At 47.9% G+C, this 23,472-nt stretch carries 22 protein-coding genes and 1 other annotated feature; of the genes, 10 read left to right on the top strand and 12 right to left on the bottom strand.

Translation table 11 applies throughout. The features are described 5' to 3' along the window. The first annotated feature begins 7 nt into the window (after positions 1-7). From HHX48_RS16940 to HHX48_RS16900, 9 genes are all read left to right on the top strand, one after another. A complete protein-coding gene (locus HHX48_RS16940; RefSeq protein WP_191026517.1) occupies positions 8-1,483 on the top strand; it encodes an N-6 DNA methylase in 1,476 nt (491 codons plus the stop codon). Further along, entirely contained in the window at positions 1,483-3,210 is a 1,728-nt protein-coding gene (locus HHX48_RS16935) for a restriction endonuclease subunit S (RefSeq protein ID WP_191026516.1), read from the top strand. Before HHX48_RS16940 ends, HHX48_RS16935 begins: the two co-directional genes overlap by 1 nt. 15 nt (positions 3,211-3,225) lie before the next feature. Then, complete coding sequence (locus HHX48_RS16930; protein WP_191026515.1) at positions 3,226-4,521, top strand: DUF3644 domain-containing protein; 1,296 nt, start codon at positions 3,226-3,228, stop codon at positions 4,519-4,521. After that, positions 4,518-5,243, top strand: coding sequence for a DUF2971 domain-containing protein (locus HHX48_RS16925; RefSeq protein WP_191026514.1), 726 nt, complete (start codon positions 4,518-4,520; stop codon positions 5,241-5,243). Before HHX48_RS16930 ends, HHX48_RS16925 begins: the two co-directional genes overlap by 4 nt. Before the next feature lie 247 nt (positions 5,244-5,490). Beyond that, entirely contained in the window at positions 5,491-6,090 is a 600-nt protein-coding gene (gene recR / locus HHX48_RS16920; RefSeq protein ID WP_191026513.1) for a recombination mediator RecR, read from the top strand. 106 nt (positions 6,091-6,196) lie between these two features. Then, positions 6,197-8,119: a molecular chaperone HtpG gene (gene htpG, locus HHX48_RS16915; protein WP_191026512.1), complete on the top strand. Its 1,923-nt coding sequence runs from the start codon at positions 6,197-6,199 to the stop codon at positions 8,117-8,119. A 227-nt stretch (positions 8,120-8,346) separates the two neighbouring features. Then, positions 8,347-8,991: an adenylate kinase gene (gene adk / locus HHX48_RS16910; RefSeq protein WP_191026511.1), complete on the top strand. Its 645-nt coding sequence runs from the start codon at positions 8,347-8,349 to the stop codon at positions 8,989-8,991. Between the two features lie 174 nt (positions 8,992-9,165). Next, positions 9,166-9,564, top strand: coding sequence for an MAPEG family protein (locus tag HHX48_RS16905; RefSeq protein ID WP_191026510.1), 399 nt, complete (start codon positions 9,166-9,168; stop codon positions 9,562-9,564). Further along, a complete protein-coding gene (locus tag HHX48_RS16900) occupies positions 9,565-10,698 on the top strand; it encodes an alanine racemase (RefSeq protein ID WP_317983517.1) in 1,134 nt (377 codons plus the stop codon). A gap of 31 nt (positions 10,699-10,729) precedes the next feature. Here HHX48_RS16900 and HHX48_RS16895 read toward each other — a convergent pair whose 3' ends face one another. Beyond that, entirely contained in the window at positions 10,730-13,324 is a 2,595-nt protein-coding gene (locus tag HHX48_RS16895; protein WP_191026509.1) for a TonB-dependent receptor, read from the bottom strand. A gap of 249 nt (positions 13,325-13,573) precedes the next feature. Between HHX48_RS16895 and HHX48_RS16890 the strand changes: the two genes are divergently transcribed. Further along, positions 13,574-14,275, top strand: coding sequence for a hypothetical protein (locus HHX48_RS16890; RefSeq protein WP_191026508.1), 702 nt, complete (start codon positions 13,574-13,576; stop codon positions 14,273-14,275). Between the two features lie 50 nt (positions 14,276-14,325). On the opposite strand, the gene HHX48_RS16885 is transcribed toward HHX48_RS16890, so the two are convergent. From HHX48_RS16885 to hisG, 11 genes are all read right to left on the bottom strand, one after another. After that, the gene (locus HHX48_RS16885; RefSeq protein WP_191026507.1) at positions 14,326-14,748 is read right to left on the bottom strand and encodes an Hsp20 family protein; all 423 of its coding nucleotides are present in this window, start codon (positions 14,746-14,748) and stop codon (positions 14,326-14,328) included. 97 nt (positions 14,749-14,845) lie between these two features. Further along, positions 14,846-15,304, bottom strand: a complete 459-nt coding sequence (locus HHX48_RS16880) for an Hsp20 family protein (protein ID WP_191026506.1) — start codon at positions 15,302-15,304, stop codon at positions 14,846-14,848. Between the two features lie 145 nt (positions 15,305-15,449). Next, complete coding sequence (lepB, locus tag HHX48_RS16875; RefSeq protein WP_223858500.1) at positions 15,450-16,112, bottom strand: signal peptidase I; 663 nt, start codon at positions 16,110-16,112, stop codon at positions 15,450-15,452. A 99-nt stretch (positions 16,113-16,211) separates the two neighbouring features. Next, on the bottom strand, positions 16,212-16,829 hold the full coding sequence (hisIE, locus tag HHX48_RS16870; RefSeq protein WP_191026505.1) for a bifunctional phosphoribosyl-AMP cyclohydrolase/phosphoribosyl-ATP diphosphatase HisIE: 618 nt from the start codon (positions 16,827-16,829) through the stop codon (positions 16,212-16,214). A gap of 4 nt (positions 16,830-16,833) precedes the next feature. Further along, the gene (gene hisF / locus HHX48_RS16865) at positions 16,834-17,628 is read right to left on the bottom strand and encodes an imidazole glycerol phosphate synthase subunit HisF (RefSeq protein ID WP_191026504.1); all 795 of its coding nucleotides are present in this window, start codon (positions 17,626-17,628) and stop codon (positions 16,834-16,836) included. Further along, positions 17,610-18,347 (bottom strand): 1-(5-phosphoribosyl)-5-[(5-phosphoribosylamino)methylideneamino]imidazole-4-carboxamide isomerase, encoded by a 738-nt coding sequence (gene hisA, locus HHX48_RS16860; protein WP_191026503.1) that lies wholly within the window; start codon positions 18,345-18,347, stop codon positions 17,610-17,612. The genes hisF and hisA overlap by 19 nt, the downstream gene beginning before the upstream one ends. Further along, entirely contained in the window at positions 18,348-18,950 is a 603-nt protein-coding gene (gene hisH, locus HHX48_RS16855; protein ID WP_191026502.1) for an imidazole glycerol phosphate synthase subunit HisH, read from the bottom strand. Next, positions 18,950-20,020, bottom strand: coding sequence for a bifunctional histidinol-phosphatase/imidazoleglycerol-phosphate dehydratase HisB (gene hisB, locus HHX48_RS16850; protein ID WP_191026501.1), 1,071 nt, complete (start codon positions 20,018-20,020; stop codon positions 18,950-18,952). The genes hisH and hisB overlap by 1 nt, the downstream gene beginning before the upstream one ends. Continuing rightward, positions 20,017-21,099 (bottom strand): histidinol-phosphate transaminase, encoded by a 1,083-nt coding sequence (hisC, locus tag HHX48_RS16845; RefSeq protein ID WP_191026500.1) that lies wholly within the window; start codon positions 21,097-21,099, stop codon positions 20,017-20,019. Before hisC ends, hisB begins: the two co-directional genes overlap by 4 nt. Beyond that, positions 21,092-22,399: a histidinol dehydrogenase gene (hisD, locus tag HHX48_RS16840; protein ID WP_191026499.1), complete on the bottom strand. Its 1,308-nt coding sequence runs from the start codon at positions 22,397-22,399 to the stop codon at positions 21,092-21,094. Before hisD ends, hisC begins: the two co-directional genes overlap by 8 nt. Positions 22,400-22,404: 5 nt before the next feature. Next, complete coding sequence (gene hisG, locus HHX48_RS16835; RefSeq protein WP_191026498.1) at positions 22,405-23,304, bottom strand: ATP phosphoribosyltransferase; 900 nt, start codon at positions 23,302-23,304, stop codon at positions 22,405-22,407. A 34-nt stretch (positions 23,305-23,338) separates the two neighbouring features. Continuing rightward, positions 23,339-23,457 (bottom strand) — a sequence feature (His leader region). Positions 23,458-23,472 lie beyond the last annotated feature (15 nt).

Here is a 23,472-nt window from a genome sequence, read left to right as displayed (position 1 = left end):
AGAAAATATGTCAGTTAGTACCGTTATTAAATCCATCCAGGACATCATGAGAAAAGACGCAGGCGTTGATGGTGATGCCCAACGCCTGGGACAGATGTCATGGTTACTCTTCTTAAAGATATTCGATGCCCAGGAAGAAGAGCTGGAATTTGAAATGGATGAGTACCGTGAGCCAATTCCATCTCAGTACCTGTGGCGCAATTGGGCAGCGGATGATGAAGGTATCACTGGCGAAGAGTTAATGGAGTTCGTGAATGATGAGTTGTTCCCGACGCTCAAAAACCTGACAGCGCCAATCGATAAGAACCCGAGGGGCTTTATCGTTCGCGAAGCGTTTTCCGATGCCTTTAACTACATGAAGAATGGCACGCTGTTACGCCAGGTGATCAATAAGCTCAACGAAGTTGATTTTACCGACTCCAAGGAGCGTCATTTATTCGGTGATATCTACGAGCAAATATTACGTGATCTGCAAAGCGCAGGTAATGCAGGGGAGTTCTATACGCCCCGCGCCGTAACTCGTTTTATTGTGGACAGGGTAGACCCGAAGCTGGGTGATAAAGTATTCGATCCTGCCTGTGGCACAGCTGGCTTTCTAGCCTGCGCCGTTGATCACGTAAAATCAAAGTACGTAAAAACCGTAGCCGACCACAAAACACTGCAAAACCAAATTCATGGTGTTGAGAAAAAGCAGTTACCGCATCTGTTAGCTACCACAAATATGATGTTGCACGGTATCGAAGTACCTGTGCAAATTAGGCACGACAACACCCTTAACCGCCCACTTTCAAACTGGGACAGCGAGTTTGATGTTATCGTTACTAATCCGCCATTCGGTGGCACTGAAGAAGATGGTATCGAAAAGAACTTCCCTTCAGATATGCAAACGCGTGAAACCGCCGACTTGTTCCTGCAGCTCATCATTGAAGTGTTAAAAAACGGCGGACGCGCCGCAGTGGTATTGCCAGACGGTACACTCTTTGGTGAAGGCGTTAAAACAAAAATCAAAAAGCTACTCACAGAAGAATGTAATCTGCACACAATTGTAAGACTACCTAATGGCGTGTTTAACCCCTACACAGGCATTAAAACCAATCTGCTGTTTTTCACCAAAGGGAAGCCAACCAAAGAGATTTGGTTTTACGAGCACCCCTACCCAGAAGGCGTAAAAAATTACTCCAAAACCAAACCCATGAAGTTTGAAGAGTTTCAATCTGAACAAGAATGGTGGGGCACAGAAGAAAATGGTTTTGCCAGCCGAGTAGAGAACGAGCAAGCCTGGAAAGTTTCAATTGCAGAGGTCATCGAACGCAACTTCAACCTGGATATTAAAAACCCTCACGTTGGCGAAGTAGAAAGCCACGATCCTGACGAACTTCTTCAGCAATTCGAAGCTCAACAGCAAGAAATTCAGACATTGCGTGATCAGCTTAAAGGCATACTGGCAGAAGCTCTGTCGTCAGGCACTGAGGGTAAAGCTTAATGTCAGTAGAAAGCATTATTACTGAAAATTTGGATATCTGGACATCGGCGACCAAAACCAAATCTACTTCTGGGCGGGGAAGCTCTAATAAACGTGAGCTTTACGGAATAAAAAAGTTGCGTGAACTTATTTTAGAACTCGCTGTAACAGGAAAGTTAATAAAGCCTGATACTGCTGGCTGTTCTGCACAGTCTGCATTAGAAAGATCTATCAGTAAGAAAAGCAAACTAATTTCAGAAGGTAGACTAAAGAAGGGGCGAGCAAAAAAGAACATAGAGGACGAACACTTTTACTCCTATCCAAAGCACTGGGAAGCTGCGCGGCTCGAAGACCTGATAAATGTAATAAATGGTAGAGCTTACAAAAAGCATGAGATGTTAAGTGAAGGGATTCCTATTCTACGCGTGGGAAACCTCTTCACTTCGGATCAATGGTATTACTCTGATTTAACCCTTGAACCAGATAAATATATTGATAATGGTGATTTGATTTATTCTTGGTCAGCATCATTTGGCCCATTTATTTGGGAAGGTGGCAAGGTCATTTATCACTACCATATTTGGAAAATGGATATCTTCTGTGATGATTCATTAGACAAAGAGTTTTCGCAAATCTTTTTGCAAGCAATATCGGAAAGAATAAAAGCTGGCGGCAATGGAATAGCGATGATTCATATGACTAAGGAACGTATGGAAAAAGTCATCCATCCTTTACCTCCTTTAGAAGAGCAGAAGAAAATAGCGAAAAAGGTTCGTGAATTAATGAACCTATGTGACCAACTAGAGTCACAATCCGAAGCCAGTATCGAAGCGCACCAAACACTCGTTAAATCACTGTTAGACACGCTCACCAATGCAAAAGATTCGAACGAGCTAAACGAAAGCTGGCAGCGCATCAGCGAACACTTCGACGTGTTATTCACCACCGAAGATAGCATCGACCAGCTAAAACAAACCATCCTTCAACTTGCAGTAATGGGCAAACTGGTAAAACAAGACCCCAACGATGAACCTGCATCAAAACTGCTCGGACGCATCGCCGCCGAAAAAGAACAGTTAATCAAAGACAAGAAAATTAAAAAGCAAAAGGCATTACCTCTAATTTCTGAAGGTGAAAAACCATTTCAATTACCACGTGGCTGGGAGTGGTGTCGTCTAGAAGACGTTGTTGACATTCAAAGTGGTATTACGAAAGGTAGAAAGCTAGCGGGAAAACAAGTTACCAGGGTTGCCTACTTAAGCGTAGCAAATGTTCAAAGAGGATTTTTAAAGTTAGAGCAATTAAAAGAAGTTGAAATTGCTGTTGAAGAAGTTGCCAAGTACGAAGTTAGGGTAGGTGATTTATTGATCACTGAAGGTGGAGATTGGGATAAGGTTGGTAGGACTGCTATTTGGAATGGCAGCATACCGTATATTGCCCATCAGAATCATGTATTCAAAGCAAGGAAAATACTTGATGAGCAGAATGAACTATGGCTTGAAACCTACCTTAACAGTCCATTTGCTCGCGATTACTTTGCAGGCTCAAGTAAACAGACTACTAATTTAGCCTCAATAAATAAAACACAATTGAGAGGGTGCTTGATTGCCATTCCCCCTCCCAACCATCAAAGTGAAATCCTTAGTTCCATTCGCAGTGTTGTTGAGTTGTGTGAAAGCTTACTCCAAAAATTGAAATCCAAATCGAAGACCGAGTGCAGCCTAGTGGAATTAGTGGCGCAAAGATAGAACAAGGTGTTAATTATGTCAGGACGACAATCCCAAGAAAAACTATTCGAATACTTACAGTCTTGTGAACGTAAAGGAGTTCGCTTTACTAAAAAACAACTGATCGAGACCGTAGGGTGGAAGCCCGCAACATTTGCAACTTATTACAATAAAGGGCAGTTAACTCAGTTTGTAAATGAGATTGCAGAGGATTCGTTTGATGCAACCAACACGCTAGATCTCAATTTTACTGAGTTCAAAAAGCGGCTGTCTCAAAGCAAGCACTTTCAGGAGTTAGGTCATAAGTGCAAATCTCCCTTGGCAAGAGCATTATTGAAAAAGTCGAAAGACAATATGATGCTCGCGTTAGAGCTTTATAATCGTCCGTCACTTGAGAATAAGCTTGATGGTTTTGTCCTTTTGTTCTGTACGGCCTGGGAACAACTATTTAAGTCAGTCCTGATTGAGCGTGAGGGTGAAGACTTCATCTACGAGAAGCCGAACAAACAAGGTGTTAGAAGAACAATAAGCCTAAGACAATGTCTGCCTCATTTGTACAAAGAATCAAGTCAGATTCGGAGAAACGTGGAGAGAGTAGCAGACTGGCGAGATAAAGCGGTGCACTTGCTGATGCCAGAACTTCAATCGATAGCATCAAGAGTATTCCAATCCGGTGTGCTTAATTATTCTTCAGAATTTGAAAAATACGCTGATGTTCCGTTCATATCATCCCAACACACGGGAATGATGTCTCTTGTGGGAGACTTTAAACTTCCACCTGCGTCAACCTTGAAAACCTTGTACGGAGATGCCGCCACAGAAATGCTCGAATTAGCTGAGACATTACAGGATGAAATAGAGCAGACTGACGACATTGGGTTTGCTATTCCGCTTAAGGTTTCACTTGTGTTCGCTAAGCAGGAGGGCGAAGAGCAAATCGTAATAGCTAAAGCAAATGGAAGTGCCCAGGATCTGCAAAACCTTCGAAATGCAATGATAGTTGAAAAGCCTGTTGACCCTGATAAGTCTCATCCATTCAGCTTGAAAGCTTTTATCAAAGCAGTTAACAAGAAGCTCACAGAAGAGCTTGAAGAGAGTAAGTTGGCTAGAAAACTACCTAAGAAAGGCCCCGATGGCAAACCTGCGATGAATAGCCATTGTGTTCAGGCATGTATAAACAAATTAAATTGGAAGGCGGGTAGCAATGAATTTCATTATCACAGTCAGCTGTCTAACCGACATCAATATTCAGAAGCAGCTGTAACAGAGCTGGTAAAGCGTATATCTAAAGACGATGATTTTGTTTCAACGGCCAAACGGGGGCGCAAGTGAACGACCCAAAGCCGGAAGTGCTGTACAAATATAGGGCTGTGAACAAGTTTACGCTAGACACATTAGTCAGCAACCAAATTTACTTCCCTACGCCTACTAAATTTAACGACCCTTTTGATACAAAATGTTCATTCAGCAAAAGTATCGAGAAAGCGAGTTACAATGAAGCAAAAAAAGTTTTTGGAAGCGATGCAGACGATATGCTCGTGTTCAAAGCTGGAAGCTCAAAAAGCACAGCTACTGATAAGTTTACACAGGAGTTGAGTCAAAGGGGTATCCTTTCTCTCTGTGAGACAAAGAATAATCAACTATTGTGGGCACACTATGCATCTGATCATACAGGCATATGTATTGGCTTTGAGGTCTCAAGCGAAAATTCACTTGGTGATAGTAAACACACTCACAAAGTCAATTACACGGAGAGCTATCCTTCTATCTCTCAGAAATCCTTAGGCTCTCCACGACATAGAAAAGAAGCTCAACACAGGGTTCTCCATACTAAATCCAAACTTTGGAGCTATGAGCAGGAATGGCGCTGTATATACCCTGAGGGAGATAAAGTGTATGATGTTCCAGGCAGAATTTGCGAGATAAATTTTGGATGTAGAACTACTACTTCCGACAAATCGCTTATTAAAAGAATACTTGCTGGAAGCAACCTAAAGTTTTACCAGGCTGAACTGAAGCAAACTGACTTTGGTCTTAAGTTTAGGCTCGTATAGGAATTTTGACTGTTCAGTTTTTTCTCTGTTGTTGGCAGGATAAAGGCAGTGGCAACTGATAGTATGCGACTGCAAGAGGGGGCAAATAGGGGCCAAAAGTAAAGTGATAATGAGTAATATTGAATAATGGAATTTATGACTACCACGCTACAGGTCGCTGAATATCACACATCAGCACACATCAGCACACATCAGCACTCATCAGCAACGAAGCCTCATTTGGCTTCAAAATGCCGTTTTAATTGTCGTGAAGTATAGCCCGCTTTTAAGCGAACTGATCGCTGCGCTGACATGCTTGCCGGGTGTTGGGAACAAAAGTGCCCAGCGTATGGCATTTAGCTTGCTGGAACGTAACCGGGATGGTGCATTGAAGTTAAGCGCAGTGCTTCACAATGCGATGGAGCACATCCGGCATTGTGAACGATGCAGAACGTTTACCGAGGAGCCGGTTTGTGAGATCTGCCGTCATCCTCAACGTAATGAAAGTGGGCTGTTGTGTATAGTGGAAAGTCCACAGGATGTGCTGGCCATCGAGCAAACCTCATCCTATCAGGGGATGTATTTTGTCCTGATGGGGCATCTCTCGCCCATTGATGGCGTTGGCCCTTCTGACATCGGCCTCGACGAGCTTGAAGCACGTTTAAAAAAAGAGCCGGTTGAAGAAGTGATTCTTGCTACCAACCCTACGGTTGAAGGCGAGGCTACTGCGCATTACATCAGTCAATTATGTGATTCAATGGATATCTCTGCTACCCGTATTGCTCATGGCGTGCCCGTAGGCGGGGAGCTGGAATACATCGACGGCAATACATTGACCCATGCATTTTCAGGGCGGCGTAAGCTTTAAACCGTCTTCCGCCCGATTTTTTTGCATTTCAACGCTTGAATTCCCGGTAACCAGTCCTCACTTCCCTGTTTGAATATCGTTGTACTTAACTAGGAGAGTCTGGTTTATGGCTGAAGCAGCCCAACAAGAAACACATGGTTTTCAGACGGAAGTAAAACAGCTTCTTAGTCTGATGATTCATTCTTTGTATTCAAACAAAGAAATCTTCCTGCGTGAACTGGTATCTAATGCAGCCGATGCGGCAGATAAGTTACGCTTCCGTGCTCTGGAAAATGACAGCCTTTATGAAGATGACGGCGACTTGCGCGTAAGAATCAGCGTAGATAAAGAAGCCGGAACAGTTACCGTGTCTGATAACGGTATCGGTATGAACAGAGAAGATGTCATCTCCAATTTGGGTACGATTGCTAAATCCGGCACCAAAGATTTCTTCAGCAAGCTTTCAGGTGATTCGGCGAAAGACTCACAGCTTATTGGTCAGTTTGGCGTTGGATTCTATTCTGCATTTATCGTCGCTGACAAAGTTGTCGTTCGCACACGCGCTGCAGGTGCACCTTCAGATGAAGCCGTTGAGTGGATTTCTGATGGTGAGGGTGAGTTTACCATCACGTCCATCAACAAGCCTTCACGTGGTACTGAGATTGTGCTGCATCTGCGTGATGACGAAAAAGAATTCGCCGATGACTGGCGTTTGCGCTCTATCGTAAATAAATACTCTGATCACATCAGCATTCCTGTCGAAATGTACAAAGAGGAAGTGCCTGAGCGTGATGGACCCGACGGCGAAAAAATTCCGGGTGAACCCGCGCACTGGGAAGCGGTAAACAAAGCCACGGCGCTTTGGACACGCGAAAAGTCAGAGATTTCGGACGAAGAGTATAAAGAGTTTTATAAGCATATTTCTCATGATTTTGCAGACCCGCTGAGCTGGGCACATAATAAGGTCGAAGGTAAAACGGAATATACCAGTCTGCTTTATATTCCAAGTAAAGCGCCATTTGATATGTGGAACCGCGACCAAAATCATGGCCTGAAACTGTACGTGCAGCGTGTATTCATCATGGATGATGCAGAACAGTTCATGCCGACATACCTGCGTTTTGTAAAAGGCCTGCTGGACTCAAACGATCTGCCATTGAATGTGTCTCGTGAGATCCTGCAAGACAATAAGATTACCCAGGCTCTTCGTCAGGGCTGTACCAAGCGCGTGCTTAGTATGCTGGAAAAGATGGCTAAAAATGATGCTGAGAAGTATCAGTCTTTCTGGAACGAGTTTGGTAATGTGTTAAAAGAAGGGCCGGCAGAGGATTTCTCTAATAAAGAGAAGATTGCAGGCTTACTTCGCTTCACCTCGACGCACGGTGAAAGCGAGGCACAAACAATATCACTGGCAGACTACATCGGTCGGATGAAGGAAGGTCAGGACAAGATTTACTACGTGACTGCCGATAGCTATCAGGCTGCCAAGAATAGCCCGCACCTGGAAATTTTCCGCAAGAAGGGCATCGAAGTGCTTCTGATGGGTGAGCGGATCGATGAATGGCTGATGTCTCATCTGACCGAATTCGATGAAAAATCATTCCAGTCGATTGCCAAAGGTGATTTAGATCTTGGTGACATGGACGATGAAGAAACCAAGAAAGCCAAAGAAGAGGCTGAAAAAGAAATCGAGGGTGTATTGGAGCGCGTGAAAGCTGCGCTTGGCGATAAGGTAGAAGATGTGAAATTTACTCATCGTCTGACCGATTCGCCTGCTGTGATTGTAGCTGATGAAAACGGCATGACGACGCAAATGATGAAACTGATGCAGGCGGCCGGTCAGCCAGTACCTGATGTGAAATATCATTTTGAGCTTAATCCTGAGCATAGCCTGGTTAAGATGTTGGCTGATACGCAGGATGAGTCGCTGTTTTCTCAGTGGTCGAATGTATTATTTGACCAGGCGGCGTTATCAGAGCAAGGAAGTCTGAAAGACCCTTCAAGCTTTGTACGGAACCTCAACGAGCTGTTGATGAAGATGGCGAAATAAATTCGTAAACTGCTAGAAAGCGGGCTTTCATGCCCGCTTTTTTTTTAAGTACACGAAAAGTGATATTTGGACAGCATGTGATACTGTTAATTAATCGTGACAGTGAAGTGCTCAAATGTCTTCGATTTTAGTCGTAGTGCCCGATTTAAAAGCGCTGAAGGGCTTGTCTTGCCTGTATTGAGTGTGTAAAGTGCCGAAAGTTTAAATTAAAAGCGGAGAACGCAAAAATGCGAATCATTCTTCTAGGCGCACCGGGTGCCGGCAAGGGAACACAAGCCCAGTTTTTGATGGGTAAATATGGCATACCGCAGATCTCAACCGGCGATATGCTGCGTTCTGCTATCAAGGAAGGGTCTGATCTGGGAATGGCCGCAAAGCGCGTCATGGATGAAGGTAAGCTGGTTTCTGATGATATCATTATCGGGCTGGTTAAAGAGCGTATCGCAAAAGACGATTGCAAAGACGGTTTCCTGCTTGATGGTTTCCCTCGTACCATTCCACAGGCAGATGCGATGAAAGACGCCAACATTAAGGTAGATCATGTCATTGAGTTCGACGTGCCGGACGATGTTATCGTTGAGCGTATGGGCGGACGTCGTGTTCACCCCGCATCAGGCCGTGTTTATCACGTTGTATATAACCCGCCGAAAAATGAAGGGCGGGATGATCAGACTGATGAAGAGCTGATTATTCGTGACGACGATAAAGAAGAAACGGTCCGTCACCGCTTAGGGGTGTATCATGAGCAAACCAAGCCATTGGTTGGCTACTACGCCGCTGAAGCTGAAGCAGGCAATTGCCAGTATCACAAAATCGACGGTACTCAGCCCGTGGGTGATGTCAGTGAGCAACTGAACAAACTGCTGGATTAAGCCAGAGTCAGAATTAAAGGCCGCTAAGCGGCCTTTTTTAGTTAAACTGTTAATAAGGCATATCAGTACCTATAGGTACGTAAGCCAGACAAAACCAAACGACGCTAGTCATTATTACTTTGCGCTTCAGCGACCATATTGCCACTTTAGAGCGTAAACACAGGGAGTTATCTCATGGGTATGCCAGTTACCGCCTTTTACGCCAGTCTGTTAGGGCTGTGTTATCTCTACCTGTCGGCATCAGTCATTCATATCCGGCGACAAGAACAAATTAGTCTTGGCACAGGAGATAGTGTCGTGCTGGAGCGCCTCAGTCGAGTTCATGGTAACTTTAATGAATATGTACCGATTACCTTGATTTTGTTAGCTTGCCTTGAAAGTTTCAGTGCGATTCAGTGGATATTACATGTAGGCGCCAATGCACTTTTATTTGGCAGAATCCTTCACGCATATGGTTTGCAGAAACATAATGGTGCGAGCTGGCAACGTCAGATAGGGATGGTACTCACATTTTTATCGATGCTGTTCTTGTGCTGTGCAAATTTATACATGATTCATTATACGGTGGTGTAAGTGACATTATTGCGTGACCTTATGACGCCCGCCTGCATCATTGACGAGGCGCGGCTGAAAGATAATGCAAGGCGCATGGCCTCTGTCGCTGATACTGCCGGGCTCACGCTGCGCCCCCATGTTAAAACGCTTAAAAGCCTGGAAGCGGCGGAAATTTATGCTCCTCTCTCGTCGCCCATTACGGTTTCTACCCTTGCAGAGGCGCAGGCATTTGCGCAGGCAGGGTATACTGACATTTTGTATGCGGTGGGGCTGACACCAAATAAACTCGCTGTGATCAATAGGTTGCTTCATCAAGAGATTCGCTTAACCGTACTTATCGACAGTATTGCCGCGGCGCAAATGTTGGCTACTCAAGCGGACAAGCTAACAGCGACACTTCATGTGGCCATAGAGATCGATACGGACGGACACCGGGCTGGTGTCGACGCGCAGTCTGATGACTTATTACGCATTGCCGCTATTATTGACGGGTCAGCGACACTGAGCCTGTCTGGCGTTATGGCGCATGCCGGCGCTTCATACGGTGCGTTTGATAACGAATCACGCCAGCATTTTGCTCAACAGGAGTGCGATAAGTCTTTGTTAGCAGCGGCCCGTCTGGAAGACGCCGGATATTCGCTTTCGATGATTTCTGTCGGCTCTACGCCAACCGCGCTATCAGGTATTACCTATGAGGGTGTGACCGAACTCAGAGCCGGTGTGTATGCAACCTTTGATTGTGTGATGGCGGGCCTCGGAGTCTGTCAGTATAACGATATAGCCCTGAGCGTATTAACAAGTGTCACTGGCCGACAAGCTGACAAAGGCTGGGTACTGATTGATGCCGGTTGGATGGCATTGTCCAGAGATACCGGTACTGCTTCTCAACCGTTGGACTGCGGATATGGCCTGGTGTGTGATGAAAACGGCACATTGCTTGACGGGTGGTACGTACAACAAACCAATCAGGAGCATGGCATTATCGTGCACCGTGATGGGCTGATACCTGATGATTCGCAATTTGCTTACGGGACGATGTTGAGGATTTTACCCATACATGCCTGCGCAACAGCCGGGCAGTTCAACGACTACCATGTTACGACCGACAACGTGCATGTCGAAAAGATATGGCAAAGAATTAATGGCTGGTGAAAAAAGCCCGCGTCGTGCGGGCTTTTTTTGTTTAGAAGCGTAAGGTGACTTTGCTGTAAACAAATCGGCCTCTTGGGTTATGAACACTGCCCACATACCCATAAAGATCACTGTCACCATCGCCGATGGCAAACGGTGGTTCTTCATCAAACAGGTTATTCACGCCCAGAACAACCCGAACACTGTCCGAGAAATTATAGCCGCCCTGCAAATCAACCAGGATTTGCGAGTCTACTGTACGCGATGAGTTTTCCTCAAAATCGAGCACGCCATCAAAGTCGATGTCTGGCGTGTCCTCAAACTCGCCGATGTAACTGATATTCAGATTGGCGTCAAAGTTGTCCAGCATCCAGTTCGTACTGAATAGCCAGCGATTCTCCGGATAGCGATATTCACCGGTATAATCGAGCGAGTCTCGCTCGAATTCATTCAGATATGACCAATCCAGTCTGAACGATACTTGTCCGTAATCATCGAAGGGCAACTTATAATCCGCACTAATATCAACACCGGATGCTTCCTGAGAGGACACATTCTGATAGGTGTTAAAAATCTTTTGAATGACACCGAGGGACTGTCCACCCTGCGGTGGTAAACGTACACAGACTTCGCTGTTCTGATCATTGCACTCAGCATCATAGACCAGCCCGAACTGTTGCTCGTCAATCTTGTTATCCTGTGTGATGCTCCACACATCAACACTCAGGCCAATTTCCTGAACCGGCGCCCAGATAACGCCCACATTCCAGGACTCTGATTCTTCTGCATCCAGGTCAGGGTTACCTGAAAACTGGATGTTATAGTCCAGCGACTCGCAATCAAGACCGGTTGCCTCGCAGCGATACTGATCAACAAAGAACACGCTCTTTTCAGACGGCCCCAGGCCAACCTGTGCCAGAGAGGGCGCGCGGAAACCCTGTGCCCACGAACCACGGACTGTTACCTCATCGGTAGGGGCCCAGCGTAGCGCAATTTTCGGATTAGTAGTGCTGCCAAAGTCGCTGTAATGGTCATAGCGTCCGGCTAATTGCAGTTCCAGTGTTTCAAGCAGCGGTATCGACAACTCCAGGTAAGCAGCGTACTGATCACGCTCGGCTTCTGCCTGCACCGACTCGGTGCCAAAAATCAGCCCTTGCTGAAACTGAATGTCCGGAATATCCGAAACCTGTTCTTCACGGTATTCCACACCAGCCGCCATCATGACCATCTCACCATTGAACTCAAACGCTTCGCCGGTAATGTGTGCATCGGCACTGGTCAGCCGTGATTCACCACGACGTACCAGGCTGGTTGTGATTTGATCAATCACCTCAGGGGGATTGGTAACACCACCAAACGGATTATAAGCGCCAGCGTTAATCTGTTCCTGCAGCCAGTCGACCCGTACCCAGCCCTGACTCTGATCACCACTTTGTTCTGATTTGCTGCGGCCCTTTTGTACCGATGCTTCCCAGGCGTAGTCTCCTAATTCGCCACGTAACCCAGCTACAAAACGCAACGTGTCGGTAACGATATCCCAGCGGCGGGGACCGGCATCAACCGGCCGATAACGGCCTATTTCAACGTCTTGTCCGAATGGATTGTTTGGATGGCTACCTGGAGCGGTAAGGCCCGCATCTTCATCCAACGGGGTGGCGGCGCCACCTGCCTCGGACGTATTGTGCTGCACAGCCACTTCCATAAAGACAGTCAGATCAGAGTCAAGTTTATAATCAAACTGACCAATCAGGCCAACGCGTTCCGCTTCGGGAATAGTCAGACCGAAGGGGCCATAGTCGAACAGACAGCTTCCTGATGCGGTTGCATTTTCAGGCGGACAGTCAGGGTCGATGGTTTTAACGCCATCGACATAAAAATAGCCGGGATAACCGCGGGAGGAGCGAAAATCCATGCCGCCATAGGGAGACTGATTCGCGGTGCCGAAACGGCCCAGTTCACCGGCGCCCAGGCGACTGTTTTTAAAGTAATCAAGGATCACCGTACTGCTTGCTTTGGCTGACTGGTTACCCCATACCATATTGGCAGTGGTTTCGTCATAACTGGGACCGGTCGTGCCGCCATAGCCAACATTCAGTTCAACACCATCAAAATCCTTTTTAAGGATAACGTTAACCACACCGGCAACGGCGTCAGAGCCGTATATGGCTGAAGCGCCGTCTTTCAGGATATCGATACGCTCAATGGCTGAAACCGGAATGGAGTTAATATCTACAAAGGAGTTTGTGATGCTCTCAGCAAAAGCGCTGATAGCAACGCGTCGGCCGTTGATTAACACCAGTGTAGCGTCCGGGCCCATGCCACGCAGAGAAACTGCCGCTGCGCCATTGGCGGTGGAGTCCTGGCTGTTATTGCGGGTAGAAAAGGTACCAGCGCCTGTGGCAGGCATGCGTTCGAGTAACTGCTGAAGATTTTCATAACCCATGCCTTCAATCATAGTGGCATCAATGGACTGAATAGGAGAGGGACCCTCAATATCGGTACGTTTAATTCTGGAACCTGTTACAGAAATGCGCTCGACATCAGAGGCGGTGTCGTTCGCCTGTTGCGCACTAACAGACAATGAAGAAGTAACACCTGCAAGCGCCAAAGTCACTGCCAGCGCACAGGGTTGGATACGATTTTTCATGAATTTTTCCTTATTCAAGCTTTTTTATAACAGCATAAGGTGCTGCTAAATTAATCAATATCACTGACTTACATACATTAGCAATAAGACATAAATCGTATTTGGTAACAAAACATTAAATCGAGCGTAAAGAATAATGGCCGATAGTGGCTAAACAACGCAGATAAAAGAGAGAATCCAGGTAATGCTAGTATCTCATGATTCGCTCTACTACCATTGTGACGTTAAAAATAAAGGCGAAAGAATGTAATGAAGCTGAAAGGTAAAGCTGCTTGTATCCTGCTGACAGGATTCCTTCAGGTAAATCCGGTCAAGGCAATAGGCGCGGGTGATTATTACTACGTGATTTCAGAGCACTGCCAACCGGTAGGGCTGACTGATGAGCAAAAAGAAAAGCTCACACCTGACGTGCTATTGTTCGAAGTTGACCCGGCCAACGTTAGTGATTATTCAGTCAAAATAAACAATGATGCGCTGTCTGATTACACCGAAGAAGGTATTACATACCTGAATAATTTACAGGAAAAGCAGATTTATACCGTTGGCGGTAAGTCGGGGGATACTAAAAAAACGGAACACCGTTTTTTGCTGCAAAAAGAAATAATTACTTACCAAACACTGGCGGGTTTATTAAACCGTTTTTCTCAGGCTCAGGGGGATAAGGGGCGCTTTTACCGGCAGCTCCTGTCAATTGAAGATAAGTCGGCGCGCTTTCTTGCTGTTACCGATGTCAGACTGCTTGATGAAAAAATTCCTGATCGGGCCATGTTGACTCATTACCAATCTGAATACTTTGCACTCAATGAAAACGGTGAACCAATAAAACCAGCAGCCATCACGGTTTCACATCTTTCATCATTGACAAACTGGTTACATGAAACGCCCAGTCAGTGGCAGCGCACATTGCAAGAGGGAGTTTGCGGGGAAAAACCGGCTTATTCTCACTGGTAAAAAAAAAAGGCTGACGATAGTCAGCCCAACATAATCCAGGGAAAAGCAAATTAGTTAATAGCAATCGTTTGAGGTTTTTCCGACTCGGGAACCACACGCTCAAGGTCAATATGCAACAGACCATCGGTCAAGTCAGCACCAACTACATTGACATGATCGCCAAGCTGAAATTTACGTTCAAATGCACGCTCAGCAATCCCTTTGTGTAAAAATTTGCGCTCGTCGGCATTGTCAGTGTCAGCTTTTTTACCTTCTACTGACAGTGTGTTTTCTTTTACTTCAATATTCAGCATATCCCGGTTAAAACCCGCGACAGCCATAGAGATTCGATATTTATCTTCACCCAAGAGCTCAATGTTATAGGGAGGGGCATCCGTCTGTTGTGCTGAACGACCCGCCTTATCTACCTGCGAAGCAAGATAGTCAGAGCCAATGAAAGAACGGTAAAGTGGAGAAAAGTCGATAGTACGCATAATCATATCCTCGATATTAAGCAATATGTAAAAGTGTCCCGCTATGCGGCAACAAAAAATGATAAAAGAGGCGGGAAGGTGTTCCCGCCATCAGGAATTACTTGTCGTTCTGATTTTCCAGCAAACGACTACCAATTTCTATCTTACGCGGCTTTTTCGCTTCAGGAATAACGCGCTCAAGATTGATATGTAGAAGGCCGTCAGCCATTGCTGCACCGGTGACTTTTACATGGTCACCAAGTTGAAATTTTCGTTCGAAGTTTCGCTCCGAAATACCTTTGTGCAGAAATTTGCGAGACGCCGCTTCGCTGTCTTCCTGTTCGGGCTTTTTACCCTGAACGGACAACGTATTTTCCTGCGCTTCAATGGTAATATCATCCTGACTAAACCCGGCAACAGCCATCGAAATCTGGTATTTGTCATCACCCAACAATTCAATGTTATAAGGTGGATAGGTGCTTTGGCTGTCAGCCCGGTTTGCAGCATCAATCAATGAAGCCAGACGGTCTGAACCAATAAATGAACGGTATAGTGGAGATAGATCGATAGTACGCATAGTCATATCCTCAAAATTAAGCAATATGTAAAAGTTAAATTCGCCCCGACTATTCGGCGGCGGGTTTGTCGACCTGACTGTTCAGCGTCGACAATAAATAAATAGGTACATCCAAATTCTTTTCAAGAGAAAATTTGAAAATTTTTTAAATTATTTTTTCTTCTCCCAGGGACTGCCAGATTCTTCCACTGCGGGGCAGGTAGTAATTGTGCTTATCCAGAGAAATCACTACTCGTTTCGCTTGCCCTTTGATTTCGCTCACAGGGACAAGTCCATGTACCCGCGAATCAGCACTGTGACTTCGGTTATCGCCCAGAACCAGCACAAAGCCCTCAGGCACGGTGACCGAACTGAAATTTGCCAACGGACCGGCAACAGAATCGATCGCGATGGTATAAGTGTGGCCGTGTAAATCGGTTTCAAGCAGATAATTATCTTTGGCGGAATAAGTTAGCGATTTACCGTTAATCTTAAGACGGTGATCCTGCATTGAAATCGTATCACCGGGTAATCCTATCACCCGCTTAATAAGCCGCTCTTTAGCCGCCGCGCTCTCAAAAACAATGATGTCACCATGCGCTGGCTGACCGGTTTGGCTGAGTAAAATATTCGTAAAAGGAAATTCCAACCGGTAGGCAGTTTTGTCTACCAGTACGCGATCACCAATTTCAATTGAAGGTTGCATCGAACCTGAGGGGATATGGTACCAATCTGCCAGGCTGCTTCTGATGCTAAACAACATGGTAAGTATCAGAATAAAGCCAAGATTATTTTTAATGGTTGTGAGTAGTCTTGTTAACATCATCATTCCTGCTGATTGCGATAAATAAGTAGTCTGCTGACCACCTGATTTATTACAACAAAGACAAAAAAAGGAGCGGGTGCTCCTTTTTCGTATTCAGCAAGATTACTGTTGTCGGGCCCGCAGCACCGCAATGGCATCGGACATAGACATGTCGCTGGCCTGCAGCAATACGGTTAAATGATACAGCAGATCTGCGGCCTCATTTTTCAGCTCTTCTTTGTCATGCACGGTGGCTGCCAGTGCCGTTTCCACGCCTTCTTCACCCACTTTCTGAGCAATACGCTTGATGCCCTTAGCATACAGACGCGCCGTGTAGCTGGATTCAGGGTCGGCAGATTTACGCGCTGCCAACGTGCGCTCCAGATCGGCCAGGAAAGTGAAGTCGCTGGTATTGCTGGTAAACCAGCAGCTCTCTGCGCCAGTGTGACAGGTCGGGCCGTTCGGGTTGGCCAGAATCAGCAACGCGTCGTGATCGCAATCACAGCCAGCCTCAACCAGATCCAGTGTATTTCCCGACGTTTCCCCTTTTTGCCATAAGCGCTGCTTGGAGCGGCTGAAAAAGGTGACTTTACCCGATTCCAGCGTGGTGCTTAATGCGTCGGTGTTCATGTAACCCTGCATCAGTACCTTGCCGGTCACCGCGTCCTGAACAATGGCCGGCAGCAAACCGTCCATTTTGTCCCAGGCCAATTCGGTCATGTTTGATAAATCGATGATCATGGCTTTATTCGCTTTTTTGCTTGTGTTCTTTGCGCATCACAATGCCATTGTCTGACAAATAGGATTTAAGCGCCTGAATATTGATAATGTCTTTGTGAAAAACCGACGCGGCCAGCGCACCATCAACATCGGCCTGCTCAAAGACATCCTTGAAGTGGACCATTTCACCGGCACCGCCTGAAGCAATCAGGGGAACCTGACAGGCCTCACGAATCGCACACAATTGTTTCACATCATAGCCCTGACGTACCCCGTCCTGGTTCATACAGTTCAGTACAATCTCACCGGCACCGCGGCTTTGTACTTCTTTGATCCAGTCCGCTGTCTGCCAGCGACTTTTTTGCGTGCGGGCCTCATCACCGGTGAATTTGAACACCTCGTAGCGATCATTTTCTTCGTTGTAAAAACTATCGATACCAATGACAACACACTGCTGGCCATACACATCGTGTAATTCGTTAATCAGATCCGGGTTGGTCAGGGCCGGAGAGTTAATGGAAATTTTATCTGCGCCCATTTCAAGAATACGGCCGGCGTCTTCTACCGAGCGGATCCCGCCTGCCACACAAAACGGGATATCAATAACCTGGGCAATGCGACTGACCCAGCTTTTATCCACGACGCGCTGATCAGAGCTGGCCGTAATATCATAAAACACCAGTTCGTCTGCCCCGGCCTGCGCATAGCGCTCAGCCAGTGGCACAATATCACCGATAATTTCGTGGTTTCTGAATTGTACGCCTTTAACCACTTTGCCATCGCGCACATCCAGACAGGGGATTATCCGTTTTGCCAGCATGCAATTGCCTCCTTCACGGTAAATTTACCTTCCAGCAGGGCCCGGCCCAGAATCACGCCGGCTACACTGGCCGGACGCAATGCTTCAATATCACTCAACCCGCCAATGCCGCCTGAAGCCTGCCAGGCAATATCAGGAAACGCCTGCTGCATTTCTTTATACAGCTCAACGTTGGCTCCCTGCAGCGTACCGTCACGGCTGATATCAGTACACAGCACATGTTTTACGCCAACCTCGGCAAAGTCATTTAAAATGGCTTCCAGTGATACGCCGGAGCTTTGCTGCCAGCCGTGGGTGGCCACAAATTTATTGCCGTCTTCATCAATATTGACATCCAGCGCCAGGACAATGGCATCCGGCCCGTATTTGGTGACCCACTGTTTTACAAGTTGCGGCTCTTTGACCGCCAGTGATCCGATCACCACACGGCTAACGCCGGCTTCCAGCAATTGAGCAACATCCTGCTCGCTGCGAATGCCGCCACCGGCCTGAAACTGCATGCGCTGGGTATCCACCATACGGCGAATCAGTTCAAGCTGTCGTTTGGAGGTGTCTTTGGCGCCGGTCAGATCAACAATATGCAGCCATGTGGCGCCATCGTCAGCATAGGTATGCACCACGTCTACCGGGTCCAGTTTGTATTCGGTTTTTTTGTCGTAGTCGCCCTGATACAGACGCACCACCGCACCGTCAATTAAATCTATTGCAGGAATAATCATTTACAGATTCACAAAATTAGTCAGAAGCTGGGCTCCGGCGTCACCGGAACGTTCAGGGTGAAATTGCACACCAAAATAATTGTTGTGGGCAATGGCAGCGGAAAAGCGCTGCCCGTACTCACAGCTGGCCAGCGTATTTTTGTACTCAGGCACGGCAAAGCTGTGTACAAAGTAAAAATAAGTACCATCATCGATGCCGGCAAACAGCGGGTTTTCCCGCGCTGAGGTCACCGTATTCCAGCCCATGTGCGGCAGACGCTGTCCCTGTGACTCCAGCCGGCCGACGTGGCCGGGCATCAGGCCCAGGCAGTCAATTTTGCCGGTGCGGCTTTCATCGGATGACTCCACCATCAGCTGCATGCCCAGACACACACCTAACACAGGTTGAGTCAGACTTTGCAGGGTAGGGGCCAGCTGCTTGGCAGTAATGCTCTGCATGGCGGCGCTGGCACTGCCCACGCCGGGGAAAAAGACCTTGTCGGCGGCTGTGATGACACCGACATCATCTGACACTTCTACACTGACACCAAGCCGCTCTAAGGCAAAGCGAACCGAGGAAATATTCGCACAGCCAGTATTTACAATGACGATTCGCTGGCTCATTACAGCGCTCCTTTACTGCTGGGCAGGGCATCGCCTGAGCGGGCAATGGCCTGACGCAGGGCCCGGCCAAATACTTTGTACAGGCTTTCTACCTGGTGGTGCGCATTCCCCTCGCTGGTGGACAGGTGCAGCGACAGCCCCATCGCCTGGGCAAGTGAATAGAAAAAGTGCTCTACCATCTGGGTCGACATTTCGCCTACCAGATCCTGAGTAAAACTGGCGTCAAACTTCAGATACGGCCGGTTGGAAATATCCATGATGCACTCGGCGCGGCACTCGTCCATTGGCAGGGCAAACCCGAAGCGGCCAATGCCCCGTTTGTTACCCAGCGCTTTTTTCAGCGCCTCACCCAGCGCCAGTGCCGTGTCTTCCACACTGTGGTGATCATCAATGTGAAGATCTCCGCTGACCGACACCTGCATTTCAAAGCCGCCATGAGTGGCAATCTGGTCCAGCATGTGGTCAAAAAAGCCAATGCCGGTGGCAATGCTGGATTTGGCCGCGGAGTCCAAGTCAACCCGGACCTTAATATCGGTTTCAGAAGTCGTACGCACCACTTCGGCAATGCGTGAAGACGCCAGCAGGGCTTTTTCAATGGCCGGCCAGTCAAGGGACTCGCGGTTATACTGTAACCCGCGGATGCCCATGTTTTGCGCCAGCTGCATATCGGTGTCCCGATCGCCAATCACATAGCTGCGGGTAAAGTCCACTTTACCCTGTTGCAGGTAATCGCTGACCAGGCCCAGTTTAGGCTTGCGGCAGCTGCAGTTATCTTCATCAAAATGCGGACAAATCAGCACATCGTCAAATTTTACGCCCTGGCTGCTAAAGATATGCATCATTAGATCATGAGGTGCGTCAAAATCTGCCTGAGGAAAGCTGTCGGTACCCAGACCATCCTGGTTACTGACCATGACCAGTTTAAATCCGGCGGCCTGCAGTTTCAGCAAGACCGGAATAACCGCCGGTTCAAATACCAGTTTGTCCAGACGATCCAGCTGTTTGTCGATAGCCGGTTCTTCGACCAGGGTGCCATCGCGGTCTATAAATAAAATGGCTTGTTGGCTCATGCCGACGCTCCTGATTGATTAAAAAATTCAGTAATAAGCTTACGCAAACGCAGGTTCTGTTCTTCGTTACCCACGGTGGCACGCAAGCAGTGTTGCAAGTTCATTTGTTTGGACTGATCGCGGATCAGCATACCCTGACTGACCAGATACTCCATCAGCTGCGCACTCTGGGCTGTTTTAAACAGCACAAAGTTTGCCCGGGTATCCCCAACCAGCTCAATATCGCCCAGTTCTGACAATGCCTCGGCCAGGATCTGCTTTTCCCGGTTAATAAAGTCTACCTGCAGCGCGACCTGAGTCTGACCTTCGGCACTTAGTGCCTGTTCAGCAATCTGGGCTACCGGTTCAGGAATAGGATAGGGCGCAATAACTTTCATCAGCGCATCAATCACATTGCGGTTGGCCAGCGTAAAGCCGCAGCGTAAGCCCGCCAAAGCAAAGGCTTTTGACAGCGTACGCAAAATCACCAGATTGGGGTACTGCGCCAGCTTGTCAGCCCAGCTGTTTTGTTTATCAAATTCAATATACGCTTCATCCACCACAACCAGTGCAGAGTCAGCAAAGTGTTCCAGCACCCGGGTCAGATCTGCCGCATCGACCGTAGTGCCGGTGGGGTTATTCGGCGCGCAGATAAACACCAGATTGACATTATCGGTGGCACAGATAGCATCAACATCCAGTGAAAAGTCTGCCTGCAGCGGCGCTTTTTTAATGCCCACATTGCAGGTTTCTGCACTAATGGCATACATGCCATAAGTAGGCGGGCAAATCAGAATATTGTCTTCGCCGGGCGTGCAGAAGGTACGAATCAGCAGCTCAATGCCCTCATCAGCACCGCGTGTGACGATAAGCTCATCGGTCGCTACCCCGGCATACTGTGCATAGGCTGATACCACCGCCTCCGGCTGACAGGAGGGATACCGATTAAAACGATCGCTGTCGACCTGATAAGGATTGGCATAGGGCGACTCGTTGGCGTTTAGCCAGTCCTGTCCACCGGAGAACAGGCGGCGGGCCGACTCATAAGGTTTCAGGTCAACCAGGTTCTGGTTAATAAGAGAAGACAATAAATCAGCCATCTTGATTATCCTTTAACGCCTGCATGCGCAGGGCAACTGCTTTTTCGTGTGCATCAAGGCCTTCGGCCGCAGCCAGTGTCATAATAGCGGACCCCAGATTCTGCAGCCCCTGCGGGCTGAGCTCCTGCACGGTGTAACGGCGCATAAAGTCCAGCAAACCCAGTGAAGAATAGTTTTTGGCATAACCATAGGTGGGTAACACGTGATTGGTCCCCGATGCATAATCACCGGCAGACTCGGGTGACCAGGCACCTAAAAATACCGAACCGGCATTTTTAAGCGCAGGCAACAGACCTCTGGCATCCTCGGTTTGTACAATAAGGTGCTCCGGCGCATAGGTATTACTCACCGCCACCGCTTCATCCAGCGAAGCAGTTACAATGTAACGGGCGTTGTCCATGGCCGCTACCGCAATCGCATTACGTGATAGCTGCGCCAGCTGAGAGTCCACCTCGGCTTTCACCGCCTCAATCAGGCTTTCGCTGTTACTGACTAAAATGGCCTGAGAATCCGCGCCGTGTTCTGCCTGAGATAATAAGTCTGAGGCCACGAAGGCCGCACTGGCTGTTTCATCCGCCAGTACCAATACTTCAGAGGGGCCGGCGGGCATGTCGATGGCCGCGCCATCAGCACGCTGACTCACCTGCTGTTTGGCTTCGGTCACAAAACTATTACCCGGCCCGAAAATTTTGTCGACCTGGGCAATCGTGTCAGTGCCCAGTGCCATAGCGGCAATCGCCTGAGCGCCACCGCACAGATAAATCTCCTCAATGCCGCAGCGCTTGGCGACAAACGCAATCTCTGGTGCAATCAGGCCATCTTTACCTGGTGGTGTGCACAGGACTTTTCGCGGTACATCAGCGACCACCGCCGGTACACCCAGCATCAGTGCAGTAGAGGGCAGGGGGGCGCTGCCTCCGGGGATATACAGTCCCACCGCTTCAAGCGCCACAAAACGCTGCTCACAGACCACGCCAGGGGTGGTGGTGAGCTGAATATCCTGCGGCTTCTGCGCCTCGTGAAAGGCTTTGATATTAGCAAACGCGGTATCAATGGCTGTTTCCACTTCTGCGCTTACCTGAGCGGCCAGTGCGTCGCGCTGCTCGATAGTAAGAGGCAGCGCAGGCAGCGTAGCGCAATCAAATCGACGGGTGTAATCCAGTACCGCCTCATCACCGCGACGTTCAACATCGGCCAATATGTCGCTGACCGTTTGTTTCAGGGCGACACTGTTTTTCATCACCGGACGCGCAAGCGCCTCGCGGCGCTCGGCATCTGATAAGGTATTCCAGTTCAACATATGGCTTAACCCATCATCTTTTCAATTGGCATAACCAGAATAGAGCTGCAGCCCAGTGCTTTTAGTTTTTCCATGGTTTCCCAGAACAGGTTTTCCGGGCTGACCACGTGGATCGCAACGGTGTCTTCGGCGCCAGCCAGTGGCAGTACCGTCGGATTTTCTGCACCAGGTAGCAGGTCTTTGACTTCTTCCAGACGCGCTTTTGGCGCGTGTAGCATGATGTACTTGCTTTCTTTGGCCTGCATCACGCCATCAATACGCGGTACCAGGCGGTCGATAAGGGCCTGCTTTTCGGTACTGAATTCACCGGTGCGCTTTATCAGTACCGCTTTTGAGCGAAAAATCACATCTTTTTCCACCAGACCGTTGGCTTCCAGCGTGGCGCCGGTAGAAACCAGATCGCAAATCCCTTCAGCGACACCGGCGCGCGGTGCCACTTCAACAGAGCCCGTTAGCATGACCGCCTGTGCATTGACATTTTGCTCTTTAAAATAACGTTCAAGCAAAAATGGATAGGTCGTGGCCACGCGCTTGCCTTCCAGAGATTGTACACCGCTGTAGTTTGCCTCGTTCGGCACGGCGATAGACAGGCGGCAGCCACCATAATCCAGTCGCCGCATAACCTCATAATCTGCAATTTTACCGGCCGCCTTTCTTTCAAGCATTTTCTCTTCAAGCTCGTTTTCGCCGATGAAGCCCATATCAACAACGCCATCCATCACCAGCCCTGGAATGTCATCATCCCGCACTCGTAACAAATCAATGTCTTCATTGGTTGAGTGAGCAATTAACAGACGGTCGCGAATGTTCAGTTTGATACCGATTGCTTTTAATAGCTCAATGCTGTCCTTACTTAATCTTCCAGATTTTTGTACAGCAATTCGCAATCTTCTGTTGTCGCTCATAATAATCCCCTTGTGATAAACCATTACGCCTGAAATGAAAAAACCCCCGGAAGTTTCCTTCCGGGGGCTATACAATTCATCTGCGCCGCTGGAAGGAAACACAAACCTTCCAGCACGAACCTGAAAGGTTATGCTTTATGATGATGGTGGTGATTTGCAGCGCAAGTA

The sequence above is a fragment of the Salinimonas profundi genome (genome assembly GCF_014750655.1).
In the GTDB taxonomy this organism is placed as follows: Bacteria; Pseudomonadota; Gammaproteobacteria; order Enterobacterales; family Alteromonadaceae; genus Alteromonas; species Alteromonas profundi_A.
The sequence above is the reverse complement of the archived record's forward strand: the minus strand, read 5'-3'. Positions and strand labels throughout refer to the sequence as shown.